We start from the raw sequence: 18,857 nt of genomic DNA, 5'->3' as shown, positions 1-18,857 counted from the left end.
CATCCCCCAACTTCTTCTTACCAGAATAACGTTTGACGTCCTTTCAGTTTCAAGAGAGCTTCAATGAAAAAATAGTCGCCGTATATAACAGGAACTTCAATGTGTCTATTATCAGGGAAGCTTACCGTAGCTTTCTTGAGCAAACCTTCCTCATCGGAATCATGAGAGAAGTAATTAGAATAGAGTGATTGCATGATGTCACATGCTGACCTATGGCAATGTTCAGCGATTTCCCCATGTGAATGTTTGGCGATTTCCAGCAATCCACTAGCCAAACACGCAGCTGCCGAGCTGTCTTTTGCCCAAATTTGATCCTCAGCCGCCTTGAAATCCCAGGGAGGCACACTATCTGCGGGAAGATTTTTCAACACATACTGGGATACTTCTATCGCCTTATCGAGATAGCTTTGATTCTGGGTATAGCCATAGGCAAGCGTCAGCCCGTACACCGCCCAAGCTGCGCCACGCGACCAAGCAGAAAATGCCGAGTAGCCTTGACCGCCTAACGCGCCTACGCGCAAACCCGTCTCAGGATCAAATACAACAACATGATGGACAGACCCGTCTTCTTGCAGAAACTCGCGCATCACAGTATCGGCATGCGCCTGCGCAATATGCTTGAATCTCGGATCACCCGTGGTTTCACTTGCCCAAAACAGCAAAGGCAGATTCATTAAGCAGTCAATAATCGCCCAGCCTTCTTTTCCCGTCCCGTTCCATGCCCTAATAAAGTTCCCTTTGCTGTTAAAACGACCCGCTAAATGACTCGCAGCCGTAAGCGCCCTCCGCTTCGACAACGCATTGCCCGTTAACTTGTAGGAGGCTACAGCAGATAAGCTCCACATGAATCCAACATCGTGATGAAGAGGCTCGAAATCCTGAAGAGGCATATCCAATTTATTTTCACAAGATTCAGCGATTTGTCTATACACCGGATTGCCGGTCTCCTGATGCAGCATCCACAGAATGCCAGGCCAAAAACCGTTTGTCCACCAATCAAGCTCGTTGTCATCGTAACGTCCATTCACCGATACATGCGGAAATGTATCTCCGATTCGTCCGCTAGTCCGCTCCATCTTCTTCGTCACATCAAGCCAGGCAGCATCGACCATTGTTTCTACTAAACTGTTCATTTTTGTGATTACCTCCATTTGACATAAAATCTACGAACGGCTCATTCTTATCCTTTTAAAGCTCCGACCATGACTCCCTTAACGAAATATTTGGAGACAATCGGATAGAAGAACAGGATAGGCAAAGTCGCCACCATAATCGTTGCATACTTGATCGTTTCGGCAAGCTGAAAGCCTTGATCGGACCCGCTTGTCATGCTTTCGGTCGAATTGGCAAGCAATATTTCGCGCAATATAAGCTGCAGTGGGAACAAATCTCTATCCTTCAGGAAAATCGAGGCATAGAACCATCCGTTCCATTTCTCAACGGCATAAAACATGATCATAACGGCTATGACAGGCATGGATAATGGCATAATGATCCGAAACAGGATGACAAAATGATTAGCCCCGTCTATTTTTGCCGATTCTTCCAAACTATCTGGAATAGCCGAAAAGGACGTTCTCATAATAATCAAATTAAAGGTATTTACAGCAAATGGAAGTACAAGCGCCAATAACGAATTGTAAAGTCCTACTCCTTTAACCATCAAATATAGAGGAATCAAGCCGCCCTGAAAGAACATCGTAAACAAGATAATAAAAATAAACATGCGATTCCATAACACGTTCTTTCGCGACAAAACATAAGCGCCAAGTGAAGTCAGGAGCAAATTTACCAATACTCCCAAGATAATAATAATAAACGTGTTGCTGTAACCCGTTAGAATACTACGATTGCTTAATACTTGCTTGTAGGCCTCGAGATGAAATCCGTACGGCTTTAGAAGCAAGCCCTTATGGGCCAAAAGCGAGCTTGCATCGCTAATCGAAGCCAACCCTACATAAACTAAGGGATATAGGGTAACAACAACGAGTACAAGCATAATCATTATATTAACCGCATCAAACACCTTTTCGGACCGACTTATTCTGTTCATGTCGCCCCTCCTCCTTACCACAATCCGTTTTTACTGATTTTACGGCTAATCTGGTTAGCTGTTACTAATAAAATCAAGTTAATCACGGAGTTGAATAGTCCTACAGAAGCACTGAAGCCCCAGTTAAATTCCAATAAACCTTTGCGATAGACGAAGGACGAAATCACATCAGCCGTGCTGTAAGTAACCGGATTATACAGCAAAATAATTTTCTCAAACCCGACATTAAGCAAATTGCCCATCCTCAAAATGAACATAATGGCGATCGTAGGAGCTATCCCTGGCAATGTAATGTATAGCATCTGCTTCAACCGGCCTGCTCCATCAATCTTGGCGGCTTCGTATTGCTCTTGATCGATTCCCATTAAAGCGGCCATATAGATAATAGATTCCCAGCCAATTTTTTGCCAAATTTCAGAGAGAACATAAATAGGACGAAAATACTCAGGCTTTTGCAGCAGTGCCTGCCCGTCACCGCCAAAATTAGCCATGAGAGAGTTAATCACGCCGCCACTATTGGTGAAATCCGTAAGGATTCCGCAAATGACGACCATTGAAATAAAATGAGGCATGTAAGAAATCGACTGTACAAACCTGCCGAACAATTTGTTCTTCAACTCATTCATGAATAAAGCTAACAAGATCGGAGCTGGAAACTCAAACAGAATGGAATATAGACTAAGGACAAGTGTATTCTTAAGAATACGCCAAAAATAAAAACCGTTCATAAAATCCTTGAAGTTCTGCAAGCCAACCCAATCGCTTTCCAAGATTCCTTTCATTGGAGAGTAGTCCTTAAAAGCAATAATGGCTCCATACATAGGTGCATAATGAAAGACAGCATAGTAAACAAGGACTGGAAGCATCATCAGATATAAGGATTTATTCAGAAGAAAATCCTTCACGAATAGATCTTTCTTAGCAGTCATAAGGTTTCCTTCTTTCAAATTGTAAGATCTGTTTGTCACAACTCATTCATCGCTTGTTGTATCGATCCAAAGCAGCTTTTTGGATTTCAATCGCTCTGTTAATATTCAACGTTTGCAGCTTCGACAAGTACTTGTCGAATTCTTCGACCGGTGAAGCTCCAAGAATAATTTTAAGCGATGTTTCATCCACCAAAGCATTCACTTCGTTCATAATTTTAGCCAATTCCGTACTTTCTTGCGGTGAAGCCGTAACTGGAGGAAGCATATACTTCGAAGCATCTGTATCTTGCCAAGCGACGATAGCGTCTTTTTGCTGCTTCATCGTATAGTACTGCTCGAGATATCGAATATCCTGAACGAATGGACCGCTTGTATTTCCTCTGATGTAGAGGCCCATCGCTTGCGCAAGGGATAGCTTCTCAGGGTTGTTCATAATCAAATCCGTGTATTTCGGATATCCATTTTCCATTTTGTAGCTGACTCCCTCGGTGCCAAAGTTAAAGAAATTATGTCCTTCTTCACTATAGCCGTAGTCGAGGAATTTAGCGGCAAGCTCTACATTCTTGCTTGTTCCCGTGATCGCAATCATTCCACTAGGCTCCGAGCCAAATGCAAAGCTCTTTTGACCGAATTTTGGTTTATCACCCTTGTTCAGAACGGGATATGGAGCAGCAACGAGGTTATATTTGGGATCTTTGCCTTGGACAGCGCCTATCCATTTCCCCATTCCGCTTCCAGCAGCACCGATCGAGGCACCGGATTTACCGGATGTCATATTGGCGTCTTGCGCTTTGATATCGACAGTAGCGATATTTTTATCAAGCAGCCCCTCGGCATACCATTTACGCATCGTAACAAGAAAATCCTTGTAAGCAGTCTGTCCCGGTCCAAACTTCACTTGGCCGTTATCGACATAGAAAGAGCGGTTAATGCCGTAGGCACCTATGAAAGCTCCATTATTTAGATCATTTAGACCTCGGAATGTCAGAGGAGACTCTATCCCTTTCTTCTCTTTAAACGCTTTCAGTACCGTATGCCACTCGTCTATCGTGGTCGGCACTTGAAGGCCCAGTTCAGTTAAATAGTCTTGTCTCAGCATTGGCCCTTGGAAAACCATCAGAGATTCATCTCCACGAACGAACGGAAAGGCATAGTAATTACCGCTGTCGGTTTTCACCATTTTATCGACCTCAGGATGCTCTTTTAAATACTTCTTCAGATTAGGAGCGTACTTATCAATGACATCATTGAGTTTCATAACAACTCCATCTTTAATCGCTTTTTCAGGGCCGCCCGGAAAGTTCGTCTTCCAATTATATTCAATCATGTCCGGCAAATCGCCGGAAGCCAGCATGACGTTCATCTGCTCTTTCTCTTGACCGGCAACAGGATTCAAAAAATTGATGGGAATCCCAGTCTTCTTCTGCCATTCCTGATAAAAAGGAATATCTTTCACGCTCGGCTTAATCTGTAAGATGGGGGTGTAATCCGCTGTCCATAACGATAGAGTTTTGTCTGTTTTCATTGGATACGTAGCTGCCGTTTGTTCGCTTGGAACGGACGACGATATTGGCTGTTTATCCGTTTTGTCACTGCATGCGATTGTTAGTGTACTTAGCATGATCATGGATAAGGTGCTTGATATAAGTTTCACTTTCTTCTTCATCTGTCTTTACCTCCCTATAATGTGTACAATTTCGCGCAATTTCCTTTCGCTTCTTTATTATGCTTTTGTAAACCCGATTTGAATATCTTAAAATCCTCCAACGGCATCAAAAAAAACATAAAATCGATCTGAAATTTGTACAATCGCATATTAAATTTTTCATTCCAGCAGCTAAAATAAGAAAAACGGCATCGCCGCCCTGATAGATCAGTCTCTTCTTAGCGGCAAAACCTAGTAAGGGAACTAGGGGACGCTAATTAGGCAAAAAGTAGAGATGCGAGGGCAATAGCGGAACTACAGGGTCTTATTTCCACAAAAAGCGTTGAAATTCCCATGAAACAGCAAAATAGCGTACTGTAGTTCCCTCAACCTCCCAAAAATGATACTTTTGGCTAGAATAGCGTACCATAGTTCCCTTACGTCCGCGCGAGGCAGCTGGATCAACTCTGTGTTCACTCCAAAACATATAAAACGCTTAAATTTCGAATAAAAAAAGACCGCTTTGCAGCAGCCTTTTTAGTTATTTTAAATACATTTCTTTATATTTGCCGGGCGTAACCCCCTCATATTTCTTAAATATCCGGATCAATGCGTTGACATCGCTGAAACCGACAAGACTGGATATCTCATTCATAGTGATATTCTGACTTTCAATCAATTCCTTAGCTTTCACAATACGAACCTTATTCATGTAATCGAGAAGCACTTCTCCTGTTTGCTCTCTAAATAATTTGGATAAATAGGTTGATTTCATATCAAACCGCAGACCGATCATGGAGATATTCATATCCGCGTCTTTATAATTTTCTTCAATAAAACGTACGATGTTTTGCGTTAATGTCTGCAGATCCTGATGTCTGATTTGAGTCAGCGTTGATTTTCTTTTGGCCAAGTTGTTGCTGCATACTTCTTTCAGCATTTCTGTGAGCTGTTCATGCATATCCTGCATGGTTTCGCATGCTGTCAGCTTCTCAATCTCTTTCAAACTGCCGCCAGACGATTCTTCCTGTGTATCGCCCATTTCATGAAGCGCCTTCAGCATCGTACTTACCAAATCAAACATTAGGCAGCGAGCCAACGGCAACGAAATCTGGTTAATCTTCAAATTCCTGTCCACGATATTATCCAACGTTTCCTTGGCCCTGTCATATTCGCCAATTTTCAAAAAATTAATGAGCTGCTGTTCCACCTGCAGCGGGTAATAATAGCCTTGAGGGATTTCGCCCAGCGCTTCATTCTGAATTTCATGAAAAGAAATAATTTCTTTTCTGCCCATAATTAGCTTATACTCCATCGCGTCAACGGACTCTTTGTAGGCAATCGGAAGATCGACAATGGAAGTGTGAATATTGCTGATCGAAACCGTAAGTTCGATTTGAAATTTATTTTTCAAAAATTTCTGCGCTTCGCTTGCCATCTGACGAAGTTCAGTCAAGCTGCCCGCCTGCCCCGTGTTGCGGAAATTAATGATGCAGGCAAGCATGTCATCGATCTCCGTCATATACCCAATATGCCTGGCGTTCATGATCTCCTCAACAACATTTGCAACGATAAACTGAAGCAGTTTGGCCTTTTCATTGCCACTCTTTCCTTCGATGCTCGCAAAAAACTGATCATTTGTTTCTAGATAAAGTAAAAGAACAGCATACTGTTCACTGTCAAAATGCATCTCGAAAGCAGGCAGCGCATCCTCGATCGGAATTTGGTTGTCTAACCTGCCTTTTAATAATCGGGTCATAAAATTAGATCGCAGCAAATAATTTTGCTGCTTGAGACGGACCTTAACTTGCTCCTTTTCATTTACAGTATGGGAGATCATGTTCTGAATAAATTGAAATTCGTTACTCCCGTCATGTCGTCGATCCGCCGACTCATCTGTGAAGGTATGAATTAATTGTTTAATCGGGTTGTAGTTCTTTTTCAAGAAGAAGAAGGTTAACAAACTGCCTCCGAGAATACTCAAAATGATGCTAATGTAAGTAATCCACCTCACATTAATTGCTTTTTGCCATACTACCGCGCTAGGCATTATGGTCACAAATTTAAGATTGGTTTTTTGGGAAGCAATATAGTAAAACACGGAGTCTTGTCCATTGTAAGTTTCATGGAAGAAGCCTTGATCTTCAGAAAGAACCCGATTCGTTAATACCGGATGCTGATTAGTTTCCAAAGAGGATAAAAGAATCTGGTTCTCATTATTTAATACCAGCACTTCGCCCCCATTGAACATTTGAACGTTCTGAAGAGCCGTTAATAACTTCGAACCGTCGACAAGAATTACGACCGCTCCCTCAGGCTTTGTGTCAAGGTCCGATGTAAAATAACTAATATGAGCAATGGACTGATGCGTGCTGCCGTTCACCCCTCTGTATGCCATTGGAACAAAAGCCGGCGCTTTTTTCGAAGTTATCATGGACATCCAGTCTTCATAGCTGAAATCCGGGTTGTTATGGACTTCCTCATACACATCCTTGCCGCTTCGTACTACCCCTGGCATTAGACCGGTATCACCCGGCGTGTAATAAACATAGAAGCCAGTAATTTGCGGATAGAAAGTTTTGTACAGTTTAAAATCCATCGCCACTTGATACAAGGAATACGGGTAGTCATCCCGGCCCAATTTATTCGCATACATGAGATCTTGGACTTTGGTATTCCAGGTAATCTCTGTATTCAGTCTTAAAACACTTTCAAATTCATTGTCCATAATTTCACGAACTTGTTTCAACAATGCATCATTAGCTCTATGTATTTCATCCTCCAGAGCCGCGTTGGATTCACGATAGACAAAGACACCAATTAGAATCGGCAGAAACAAAATGGCAACATAAGAAAATAGCCAGGTTAAGATAACACTTCGTCTTTTCATCCAAATACTGTTTAGCACGATGTGAGCCTCCAATCCCAAACAAGAAAAAATGTGTAGCTTCATGGTACACTACCACATCTTGATTTGAATAGAGCGAATATTAATCTTCATGTAACAACGTTGAATTGGTAGAAAAACCGCCAGGGGATTCCCTGACGGTTTTATCTTATGACGTGTATGCACATATTCACTTTTGAACCCTTAATTTCTTCTTGATTCTTCCAGCTATTAGCTCAAGCAGGATGGCAAAAGTCAGAATGAGATATGTAATAGCTCCGATTTCCCTCACATCATAATAATAGGAGCTGGCCATAAACATATCAAACCCAATCCCTCCAGCTCCAGCTGCTGCACCCATGGCCAGCGCTACGGAGAAGTTTATCTCAAATCGCATAAACGTCCATGAAATCAAATAAGTGATCGACGACGGCAGAACGGCTTGGAATACAATTTGAACCCAATTAGCGCCGCTTGCTCTTAATGCTTCGATGACCCCTTTATCTAACTCCTCGAAAGATTCCGAATATGTTTTCACGAGATAACTGACAGAATGGAACGTCATGCCAATGACTGCAGCCACACTGCCCAATCCCGCAGCAACGGCAAAAATCAATACCCATAAGACAGTTGGAACCGCTCTAATAAAAGCAACTACACCTTTAACTGCGATGGAAAGTGTAGGATTGGATAGATTGGTAGCGGCCATTAACCCCAGCACCAACGCAATGACAGCGCCGAACAACGTCGTCAGAAATGCCAATCCCAAGGTCATGAACAAATAGGTAACCGCCTCGATAAAGGTAATGTGTTTGAAGAGCGGCTGAAAGAACATGGTTTTAAGCGTATGGGCTGTCGATATGACAGCATCTAGAAACTGAATTTCCTTATAGTCAAAAGTTGCGAATGCGAATAGCGTCAATACTGCGATTGACACCAAAGTCAGCCGGATCACCATCTTTTGTTTGTTGAACGGCCTCTTTCTTTCCAGTTCGTCCATGGTCATTTCCATTTTACAAAATCACCTTCCTGATATGGGTGGAAACCGTTTCTATGAAAAAGATAGCAAGGACGAGAACAAGGACGATTAAGGATGCAGCACTGAAATTAAGACTTTTGTAATACAAGCTGAAAAGAAAACCAATACCCGTGCCGGTCAAAATGCCTATTAAAGTGGCCTGACGGATGTTCGTTTCCATCATGAACAAAATCCAACTGATCAACTGTGGAATACAAGCTGGAATCACGGATTGAGAAATGATGGAAAAATAGCCCGCTCCCGTAGATCTTAATGCTTCTACAGAGCTGCCGCTTACTTCGTCAATCGACTCCGTGAAGGCGCGGGTCAAAAAGCCGAAGGAGCCAAAGAATAGTGCGAAGTATCCGGTCAGCACATTTTGACCAAAAGAAATTAGCAATATCATCGACCATGCGGAAACATCAATGTTGCGAAACACTGTCGCGATCGATCGACTTACAAAACTGAACACGCCACCCGCTCCAGTCGTATGGGAGCCTGCAATAGCGAACATCAAGGCAAACAAGGCTGCCACGGCGGTTGCCGCAATAGATACAAGTACCGTCTCGGAGAGACTGCTGATAATAACAGGAAGCCGTTTCAAAGACTTTTCGTTCGGATAAAAATTGTTGAATGCCCATTCGGCCGCCTTAGGTATAGAAGTGAAGCCTTTAATGACGTTATAATTCGTTATGAGTATGGCGATTAGTGTTATGGCAAGCAAGAAAGCGCAGTATAACAGCGTTTTCATTCGCTTTCTGGCAAAGAAATTATGTTGCATAACTGCCCTCCAGCTCTTCTAGCTCCTCCAACTCCTCTTGATGCTCATGAAACTCTGAACCGTAAATTCTGCCTAGCTGCTCGCGGTTGATCCCGCTCGGATGACCGTCATAAACGATCGTTCCCTTGTTCACACCAAGTATCCGATCTGAGTATTTCAGCGCTGTATCCACTTGATGCAGGTTAACGATAACCGTGATGCCCATCGTGGTAGAAATATTGCGCAAATGATCCATGATTACCTTGGAGGCGTTAGGATCTAGGGAAGCAATCGGCTCATCGCAAAGCAGCATTTTCGGATTTTGCACAAGCGCTCTGGCAATCCCAACCCTCTGCTTCTGCCCACCGCTCAGTTGATCACACCGCTTATAAACCTGCTCTTCTAGTCCGAGAGTTCTCAAAATGGTAAAGGCTTGATGCTTCTCCTCCTTGGAGTAAAGCCCGAGAACCCCTTCCAGTGTCGACTTATAACCAAGACGCCCGTGCAAAACATTTTCGATGACAGACAGTCTATCCACTAAATTATAATGTTGGAATACCATTCCCATCTGAGTTCTCAGCCGTTTCAATTCGCTCTTCTTACTTGCCAACATATCGACGCCATGAAATAGAATTTCTCCACTGCTTGCATCAATCATACGGTTAATACAGCGAAGCAGTGTAGACTTACCGGCCCCTGAGGGACCGATAATCGACACAAACTCGCCTTCACTCACAGCGAAATTAACATTTGTTAACGCTTTGGTATCCGTACCATACTGCTTGGATACCTGCTTGAATTCCAATAGCATTGTGGCTGCTCCTTAATCGGTTTTACACGTTATTTTACCATTTAGTTGTAGAGCGTCCTGATTGGATTGAAAAACGCATCATCCACGGTAAGAAACTTTTCTTTGCCAGTCTTTTGCTTGAACATACCTGAATCCTTCGAATCTTTGGGCAGGAAAATCAGAGGGTTGTTCTTTACCGCATCAGCTGTAAATGCATCCTTTAATTTCTTCGTGTCCTCTGCGCTTACCGTACCTGTGTTAATGACAAATGGTTGATTCAGTACTGGCGTAACGGAAATGACCTCGAATTCTTTGCCAACCAGTGTATTGAACGGTTCTGCTGCCCCTTGCTTTACTTTATATACCGCACCAGGCATGTTCGCCTTCCCTGAGCTGAGCTCGATATAGTTAGCCACGCAAGTATCGCAGAAAGCAGCTACGTCAGCCTTGCCCGTCAATAAATTAACAGCGGAACCTTGGTGTGTTCCTCCAAAAAGCACATCGCTAAAGAACTTATCCTTGCCGCCTAGAATCAAATCATCCACGGTCAAATTCTTATACTTATCTTTTTTGTTAAAGAAGGTAAGGATTCTGCCAGAAGGAATTTTGAAGCCGGAAGTAGAGGAGTTGGATACGAACGAAAACTTCTTGCCGGCAATATTCTCAATGGAATAGATGCTGCCGACTTTATAGGCATCGCCATCGCCTTTGCGCACGTTTAGCCAGCTATTATAAACAGCATCATCCAGCGTTCCGGACTCCCCGCTCTGAACGACTAGCGGTTGCACTTTCTTATTCTTGGCATTCGCTTCGACATAACCTTGCGCTCCCATATAAACAATATCCGCACTGCCGCTGGCAATGGCTTCGATAGCGATCGTGTAATCAGTCGTCGTTTTGTGCTCTACCTTTTTTCCAGTTGCAGCTGCAACAACTTTCCCTATTTCTTCCCGAGAATTTTTCATTTCTGCACCGGATTCATTGGGGTACCAAGCGATAGTAATGGTATCTTTGCTCTTAACCGCTTGTGTGCCATTCTGTGCTTCACCGGCTTTCGTACCGCAACCTGCTGTTACAGCAACCAAAGATAAGGAAATCATGAGCGTTAACATCTTCTTTTTCATAATCAAAATGCCTCCCTAATTGTTTTTGATAAAAATAGCTATCCTATAATAACGAAACTAGCATACGTTCAAGTTCTTCTGGGGATATTTCAACTGGATTATTATCCATTCTCCCCTTCGTATACGAGTGAGACACAACCTCGCGGATGCCTTCAACTGTAACGCCATATGAGCTAAGACTACTCGACAAACCGTATATGTTATAAATACTTTGAATGAGATTGTCCACTTCGTTCACGTCCGCTGCTCCAAATGCACGGAATAATTTATCCGGTTCTATTAATGCATCCAGATTATGTCTCAAAACCGTAGTTAATGTGATGCTGGCGGCGATGCCATGGTCGATGCCATAAAGCATCGTAAGCGGATAAGATATGGAATGGCAGGCCGTCGTTCTCGTATTGCTGAATGCCAATCCGGCCAGCAGACTTGCCAAAGACAACTGCTCTCTCCATGCCACATTATCTGGCCGCTCGAGTAACAAAGGAAGCGTCTGTCGAATTCGTTCGATCGCTTGCAGCGAATAAGCACGGGTAATTGTGTTGGTATGAACGGACCAATACGCTTCCGTTGCATGGCACATTGCATCCAGTGCGGTAGCAACACTTAAACGCAGCGGCATCGTAACCGTCAACTCCGGAAGAATCAGAGCTGCGCGAGCATACAGCCTCTCATCGGAAACCGAATATTTGCTTCCGTTTTCTTCGTCCCATACGGTTGCCCAGCATGTGACCTCTGAACCCGTACCCGATGTCGTCGGTATCCCGATCCACGGCGTAAAATCCGGCTCCTCACGGTAACGCTCACTTGTAATCGCTTCTCGAACTTCGGCTGCTGTTTGAAACGTCTTGTGCTGCAAAGCCGACAAGACTTTGGCTGCATCCATGACACTGCCTCCGCCAATAGCCACAATAAGTTCATACTGGAAAGGCTCAATCTGCTGTTTCAGCTTGAAGATATCTGCCACATTGGGATTGTTCAAGGTCACTTCAATCAATAAAGTTTCCTTCTTGGAGATTGCGTTCAAGACAGGCTGTAAACAATCACTCTGTTCCACACCCGCTCCTCTTGTAAGCAACAATACTCTCTTGACATCTGCATAACGTTTGTTAAACAACTCAGCGAATGCTTCCGCCGATTCTGCTCCTAAGGATACAGCTACTGGATTATAGAATTGGTTCATCGCATTCCCCGTTCCAAGCCGCTTCTTTCAAGCTCTTCAATGACCAGTGGAAGCTGCGTGATTGAGCCGATAATATAGTCTGCTCCTGCTCGCTCAAATGTTAGTCTCGTTTGGTTCATTCGCTCTGCAAGTTCATCGTGATGCAAGTTCTCAACCTCAGCCTGTGTTAAACCTAATTCACTACTTCCGAGTATGATAGCAACCGTCCATACCCCTGCATTCCTGCCTTCATGAATGTCGGACACCGTATCTCCAACCTTGATGACGGATTTCGGAGGAAAAATACCAAGCTCCACTAGGTTCTGGAATATCATATACGGATAAGGCCTGCCAGCCCTCACTTCATCCGATGCAATCATGCAATCTGGTGAATATCCCTTCCGCTTTGCTTCCGGTACGATAACCGCCATCATGCCTGAGGTATAGCCGGTCGTCGATCCGATGGCAAGCCCCGCATCACGAAGCAGTTCCACCGTTTCCAAAGCACCCGGAATAGGATCCGTATAAGTTTTCAACGTTTCCATCAATATCGCTTCGAATCGAACATAGAGACGATCAATATCCTCCTTGACGGCTTGCGTACCGAACGCCTCTATCCATGCCCCCTTTACTCTTTCCATCTCCAGAATAGCTTGAATATGATCCCATTTCAGAAGCCCCATTGGAATTCTTGCTTCCCGAATCGTGATCGGCACCCCCGCTTCTTCAAAAGTTTGAATAAATGCATGCATAGGCGCGAAGCAACCATAATCAATTACGGTTCCGGCCCAATCGAAAATAACCGCCTTTATGCGTTCCTGATAAATCATCATGACTCCTCATTTCTTGCTAGCTGTGATAGTTCCAATTATAGATGAAAATAACGCAAACAAGCAATACTTTTTGCGATAATTTACGCATTATTAACATAAATATGCTGTTATATGCTGTTTTTTACACTGGGAAAACAAAATAAAAACGCAAGCTATAATAAGCTTGCGTTTTTGAACGAAATATTAGGGAAATTGACTTCGCCCTATCCTCACGGACTAAGGACTATGCATCAGCTTGCTGTATATTCAAAAGCATCTATTGCAGTAATCGTTCCAGAGGAAGAAGGATTCTTCGTACCTTTGTTCACGATTTTTATCGTATGCGACGCGTTCGATAGCCCCGTCTTCGAATAAGCGATTACTTGACCAATCCCTACTGGTGAATACAAATCAATATTGCTTTGATCAAGCACTCCGTCCAAATACACATCCACTAGGCCCATATTTCCCTGCTTCATGCTAATAAACTTGATGGAGGTGCCCGTAAATGTTAACTCTGCGTAGTTTCCAGCTATTCCTGTGTATTTCTCCGTACCCAGGTAATCATTAGCCTTGTTATAGTTCGTCCATGTGCCGCTGTGCGTGATACGGCTATCCCTGTCGTCCAGCTTTACGGTCGAAGACTGCTTAAATTGGAACCAGTTCAGATTAAAAAGAGGGCCGCCAGCTCCCTTGTAAACGAGGAATACGTTCTGCACGCCAGCGGCGCCCGTTACTCCGCAACTAACGGTTTGCCACGCTTGCCATCCTGCTGTAGACGGAACCGTACAAGTGCCTGCCAGCGTACCCGCTACACTCCCCAAACGGACCTCAATGCTCCCTCCGGGTCCGTTGCTTGCCACCCTGGCTGAAAATGACACGGCGCCGCTTCCAAAATCAACATTGTTGTAGGCGGTGTAGTCGTTATTGTCAATCGATGCGAGATGATAACCTGTGCCTTTATCTAAGGCAGTCTCAAGCTGGAGGCCTGATTGGCTGTCATAGTTCTCTGCTTCAATCTGGTTGAACGCAGATTGACTATTCCCACGAACGAATGTAATCCGGGAATCCGTAAACGGATTCAGAAGTTGATTACCGTACCGAATTACAGGTACCGTACCAGTCGGGGAATCGATTTGAGCGGATACGAGCTGACCGTTCGCCCATTTCATGCTGAGCTCATATCCGCCTCTCGCTTTCACACCCGTTATTTCTCCACTGGTCCAGGCTGAAGGCAGCGAAGGAAGAAGTTCAATTTCTCCAGTATGACTTTGCACAAACAGTTCTGGATAATAGGCGGCTCTCACTAGATATTCGTTCACCCATTGACCTGTCGGATAAACGTCTGCAAGGGAAACAGCTTGATTCCCATCATTCAGACGCGCCCACATGTACGCGCTATCTGGATGGTATCCACCCGATCCGCGCATGGTCAGTGAAACTTTAGTTGCATTAAATAGATTCGGAGTGCCCCTCTTCGTGATCTGGTCAAGAAAACCGACGCCAATTAAATGGGAGGCATGGCGGTGGCTTTGATAAGAGTTAACGTAGTCATTGTTCCATTCCTTGATTTCGCCGCTAGTTCCAATTTGATAGGGTAGCAGTTTTGGCAAGGCCGTTCGAACACGATCCAGCAAATCAACATCCGCAGGAGAATCGGCCTCCAATATCCCCCCTGCTTCGAGAACATTTTCAAACAACTCTCGAACTAACGTCATATCGATCGTCGAACCTTGACTGACTGCAATCTTGGTTCCATCCGATAGTGCATACTTCGCTTCGGGTGAAGTAGAAGGCGATGTAACGAGATAGCCGTCCTTGTTTGTAACAAGTAAATCCAATACAAATTCTGCCGAACCCTTCATAAGAGGGAAAGCCTTATCACGAAGAAAGGACTTGTCTTGCGTGAACCGATAATGATCATACATATTAAACATGAGCCACATGCCGCCCGTTGTCCAAATTGCCCATTCATTGCCCCCGCTTGAAAGGTGTGTTTGTGCCCAAACATCGGATGCGTGCGGCACCATCCACCCATCAGAGCCGTATTCGATTTGTGCAGCGTTCGCTCCGTTAATGGCTAAATTTTTGATATACTTCCAAAGTGGATCTCCACTTTCAGAAAGATTTCCTGTCTCAATTAACGCATACGTTTTTTCTACGTTCTCATTAAACCAATGCGCCCCGTTAAAGAGAGGCTTCCAAGCGTAATGCCACATACCATTCCCGTTTTGAGGACGGTCAAATGTACTCGCCCTGGAAGCAGCAATCGTAGTATAACGGGCGTACTGGTAGGTCAGCGTGTAGGGTCTGGAAGCGCCTGAGTTACCGTTTACTTCTGTCCACAGCCTGCGAAACAAACTCCGATAATCGGCTTGATGCGCATTCAGGAGTTGGGTATAGGTTTTGGCAAAAGCCGCGTTCATAATAGCCGTTACGATCGGAGCAGGATCATTGCCGCCTTGACTTGGGTTCGGATTGGTGAACGGATCCTTGTAACTTGTCGCGTCGACATACAGGAGTTCAATAACCGTAGCGCCTGAAATGTTCAAATTACCTCCTGCTGCTGTTATCGTTCCTCCCGTCGTTCTGGCGCGAAGACGAGCGTCGAACGTCATGCCTCTGCCATTCTGCCACTGAGTTGCGTCGTAATCGTAAGGGGCCGTTCCTGACATCTGGATCTCATTGCCAGATGAAGATACCGTTCCGTGTGTGTTCATTTCCGCTGGCAGCGTCATCTTGGCCGTCATACTCATCGGCTGGCCCCTGTCATTGGTCATGCGTATGACCATAACGCGATCTGGATTACTGGCAAAAACTTCACGCGTATAAGTCGTGTTTCCCACTTTATACTTTGTTGTTACCATCGCCTTATCCAAATGAAGTTCTCGATTATAGTCCGTAAATCCCGTCGTGTTTGGGACATCCAGGACGATTCTTCCAATTGGCAAAAAATTAGCATAATATGTGGGACTCGGTCCCCACATCCCCTTTGCCACCGTCTCAGCTAACTTCAATTTTTCCTCGCGATACGTTACTGTCGTTGCCGTATCAGCTTGAGCAAGCAAACTTCTTGTAGCATCCAGCGCTGTTTTACGATTTGGATTATAACCGTTGAAAGGTTCGCCGGAATGAAACGTTTTGTCGCTAAGTTGGAGAATTTCGCTATCCACACCTCCTGAAACTTTAGCTCCGAAGTAACCATTCCCGACAGGTGCTCCGTTAAAATCAGTCCCGCTGGCCGGCGTTGTCCAATTGATTTTCAAATCATCCCAATTTCCTGTTTTTTGGACAGGCAGTGCTGTACTCCCTGCATTGGCATGAGCTTGATTAGACGTCTCAACTGAAATCAAGCTTGTTACAAGAAGAGAACTAACAAGTATGCTTATTAAACCTACTTTTTTCATAACATCTCCTCCTTTTATGTTTCTTGCGTCATCAGTGAACAGCATATCAAATGCTATTCACATCAAAAGGCTCGACTTGACAAGCGATTAACGGCTTTCGGCCGTTAATGCTTCGTTGTAAACGGACTTGCCGGAAGTCCCGCCTGATTGAACAAATTAGGATTTTGAGGTACCATTTTGTACGCATAACGGACATAGACGGGAGATGGAACGGAAGCTGATGTTACCTCGATGGTGTTATTTGTACTATTGATCGTCGCTGTGGCCAATTTAAAGATCCCATCCGAACCCGCAATCTCGAACTCTTGCAGGGCGCCGCCGCTCGTATTTCCATATACGTCCTTGACTATGAGGCCGCCGCCGAGTGAGTTCGCTTCAAATGCAACAATCATTTTGTTGCCGTTTATGGTTGCGTTTTTGAATAACGGACCTGTGAACACAACCGAGGACTGACCCAGGATCATATTTTTTGCCAACAAAGACATCCGCTTGCCGATCACATCTTTGCCGGGCGGATGAATGTTGTTAGAAAAACCTAGGTCAGTATCTAATGTAACGACCATACCGATTTGAGATGGATTCGTTACATTCGTCAACGTAAGACGTTGAGCTTCACGCACAGCCGTGAAATCCGAGGTTTTGAAACGTGCCAACTGCGCATAGAAGAAGGGCAGGTCGGCTTGGCCCCATTGGTTCCGAAAATCATTGATCAACGTAGGGAATGCTTCCGTATAATTAGTTCCTCGGGAGGCGTCACTCTCCCCTTGATACCACAAAACTCCGGCTATTTTATACTTGGTTATCGGGGCTATATGGTTATTATAAATGCCTCCATTATTTGCCGTGAAGTTCGGCGAGTTGTTTTCCGGCGCGCTGCGAATCCATCTCGCTATATCGGTGCCGCCCCAGGAAACCGACATAAGCCCGATGGGGACGTTCGGATTTTCTTGCAGCATTTGTTCTGCAAAAAATAGGCCGACCAAAGACAAGTTCTTGTTATTATCCTCGGATAAGGTTAACCACGAGTTGCTGCTGTATCTAAATGGAACATTGAAACGAGCTTGGCTTGCATCGATGAAAGCTAGCGAGAAGTGTTTAATCATTGGGTTTGTGGGCAGGGGAGGGACGTATGGCGCAGACGCGGGCGAATGGGAATAGCTCCACTCCATGTTGGACTGTCCAGCAAGCACGAACACGTCGCCCACATATACGCCGGTAATCGTCTTTGTATAGCCGCTGCCTGCAATTGTAAGCGTGTATGGCCCTCCTGCAGGCAGCGGGGATAAAGAGGTTGTCCAATTCCCGCCTGCGTCAACCACTGTGTTCTGTTGTGACAGGGAACTTCCATTTGTCAAACTAACGGTAAGTGTTGTCCCCGCAATTCCTTTTCCCCAAATGACATGGTTTTTGCCCCGTTGCAGGACCATATTTGTCGTGAAGAAATTAGGCAATGTAATCCCTGTTTCGCCATTGGGAACCAGGATGACTTGAAGTTTGGAGTTATCCCCGTTATCTACGGTTGACTGAATAAATGGGGTTGCATTCTTTGTCGATGAGCCGGGTATACTGATCTCCTTGCCGCTATTGCGGTTCAAGACCTGATAATGTCCGCCGCCGAGGTCAGCCAACTGCCATTCATCATCAGCTGTATCCCCTGCCTTGTAAGACCTTTGGATAATTGTGGCTCCATCGGACATAGAATTGCCCCAAACGGCAAGCGCTTTACCGCTGTTTTGGTTAATAATCTTGACATATCCTCCGTCTAATTTAACTACGTTCCAAAGCTGACTGGGCGAGCCTGAATAAGGATTTTGAATAACCAGCGCGCGATCGCTCAAACTGTTTTCCGCCACATCCATCACCATTCCCGAATGGGCGACAACAAATTTATAAGTCGGAGCAAACACTTGTTTGATCATAAATTTCTGCGAATCGCTAGGTTCAATTGTCGATTGGGTCAACGTAGTCCCAGCTATTTGACTCGCCCCTGAAATATTGAGCGCTTTCCCGCTGTTTCGGTTAATTAGCCCGTAGTATCCGGATCCTGCGTCCGTTAGCAACCACTCATCATTTGCAACATCCCCGGATGTATACGTATTTTGAACAACGGTAGCATTGTTCGTAATGGCAGCGTCTTTAACGCTTAACGCTTTGCCGCTGTTCTTGTTGATAATTTTATAGTAATTGCCGTCCAGATTCGTAATTTCCCATTTGGCTTCGTCCATGCTGGCATCCGATCCTTGAATAACCGAAGAGCCTTCCTGGGTATT

The 18,857-nt window shown here is 44.6% G+C and carries 13 protein-coding genes; all 13 read right to left on the bottom strand.

Translation table 11 applies throughout. The features are described from left to right. Window positions 1-17: 17 nt before the first annotated feature. Entirely contained in the window at window positions 18-1,133 is a 1,116-nt protein-coding gene (locus tag BC351_RS28675) for a glycoside hydrolase family 88 protein (protein ID WP_079417452.1), read from the bottom strand. A gap of 47 nt (window positions 1,134-1,180) precedes the next feature. Further along, window positions 1,181-2,053: a carbohydrate ABC transporter permease gene (locus BC351_RS28670; RefSeq protein ID WP_079417450.1), complete on the bottom strand. Its 873-nt coding sequence runs from the start codon at window positions 2,051-2,053 to the stop codon at window positions 1,181-1,183. A gap of 14 nt (window positions 2,054-2,067) precedes the next feature. Then, complete coding sequence (locus BC351_RS28665; RefSeq protein WP_079417448.1) at window positions 2,068-2,982, bottom strand: ABC transporter permease; 915 nt, start codon at window positions 2,980-2,982, stop codon at window positions 2,068-2,070. A gap of 46 nt (window positions 2,983-3,028) precedes the next feature. After that, window positions 3,029-4,648, bottom strand: coding sequence for an extracellular solute-binding protein (locus BC351_RS28660; RefSeq protein ID WP_079417446.1), 1,620 nt, complete (start codon window positions 4,646-4,648; stop codon window positions 3,029-3,031). A gap of 520 nt (window positions 4,649-5,168) precedes the next feature. Next, window positions 5,169-7,535 (bottom strand): AraC family transcriptional regulator, encoded by a 2,367-nt coding sequence (locus tag BC351_RS28655; protein WP_158082258.1) that lies wholly within the window; start codon window positions 7,533-7,535, stop codon window positions 5,169-5,171. Between the two features lie 169 nt (window positions 7,536-7,704). Next, window positions 7,705-8,526, bottom strand: coding sequence for a PhnE/PtxC family ABC transporter permease (locus tag BC351_RS28650; protein ID WP_079417442.1), 822 nt, complete (start codon window positions 8,524-8,526; stop codon window positions 7,705-7,707). 1 nt (window position 8,527) lies between these two features. Continuing rightward, a complete protein-coding gene (locus BC351_RS28645) occupies window positions 8,528-9,313 on the bottom strand; it encodes a PhnE/PtxC family ABC transporter permease (protein ID WP_079417440.1) in 786 nt (261 codons plus the stop codon). Further along, on the bottom strand, window positions 9,303-10,103 hold the full coding sequence (gene phnC / locus BC351_RS28640) for a phosphonate ABC transporter ATP-binding protein (RefSeq protein WP_079417438.1): 801 nt from the start codon (window positions 10,101-10,103) through the stop codon (window positions 9,303-9,305). Before phnC ends, BC351_RS28645 begins: the two co-directional genes overlap by 11 nt. Window positions 10,104-10,144: 41 nt before the next feature. Next, window positions 10,145-11,206 carry a phosphate/phosphite/phosphonate ABC transporter substrate-binding protein gene (locus BC351_RS28635; RefSeq protein WP_079417436.1) on the bottom strand — a complete coding sequence of 354 codons (1,062 nt, stop codon included), beginning with the start codon at window positions 11,204-11,206 and terminating at the stop codon, window positions 10,145-10,147. Between the two features lie 43 nt (window positions 11,207-11,249). After that, window positions 11,250-12,389, bottom strand: a complete 1,140-nt coding sequence (locus tag BC351_RS28630) for a phosphonoacetaldehyde reductase (RefSeq protein WP_079417434.1) — start codon at window positions 12,387-12,389, stop codon at window positions 11,250-11,252. After that, the gene (gene phnX, locus BC351_RS28625) at window positions 12,386-13,201 is read right to left on the bottom strand and encodes a phosphonoacetaldehyde hydrolase (RefSeq protein WP_425270948.1); all 816 of its coding nucleotides are present in this window, start codon (window positions 13,199-13,201) and stop codon (window positions 12,386-12,388) included. The genes BC351_RS28630 and phnX overlap by 4 nt, the downstream gene beginning before the upstream one ends. A 230-nt stretch (window positions 13,202-13,431) precedes the next feature. Further along, a complete protein-coding gene (locus tag BC351_RS28620) occupies window positions 13,432-16,587 on the bottom strand; it encodes a glycosyl hydrolase family 95 catalytic domain-containing protein (protein WP_158082257.1) in 3,156 nt (1,051 codons plus the stop codon). Between the two features lie 104 nt (window positions 16,588-16,691). Then, a partial coding sequence (locus BC351_RS28615; protein WP_079417428.1) for an RICIN domain-containing protein occupies window positions 16,692-18,857 on the bottom strand: 2,166 nt, incomplete at its 5' end.

It is taken from the genome of Paenibacillus ferrarius (assembly GCF_002027705.1).
Classification (GTDB): Bacteria; Bacillota; Bacilli; order Paenibacillales; family NBRC-103111; genus Paenibacillus_E; species Paenibacillus_E ferrarius.
This window is presented reverse-complemented; position numbering and strand designations above follow the sequence as displayed.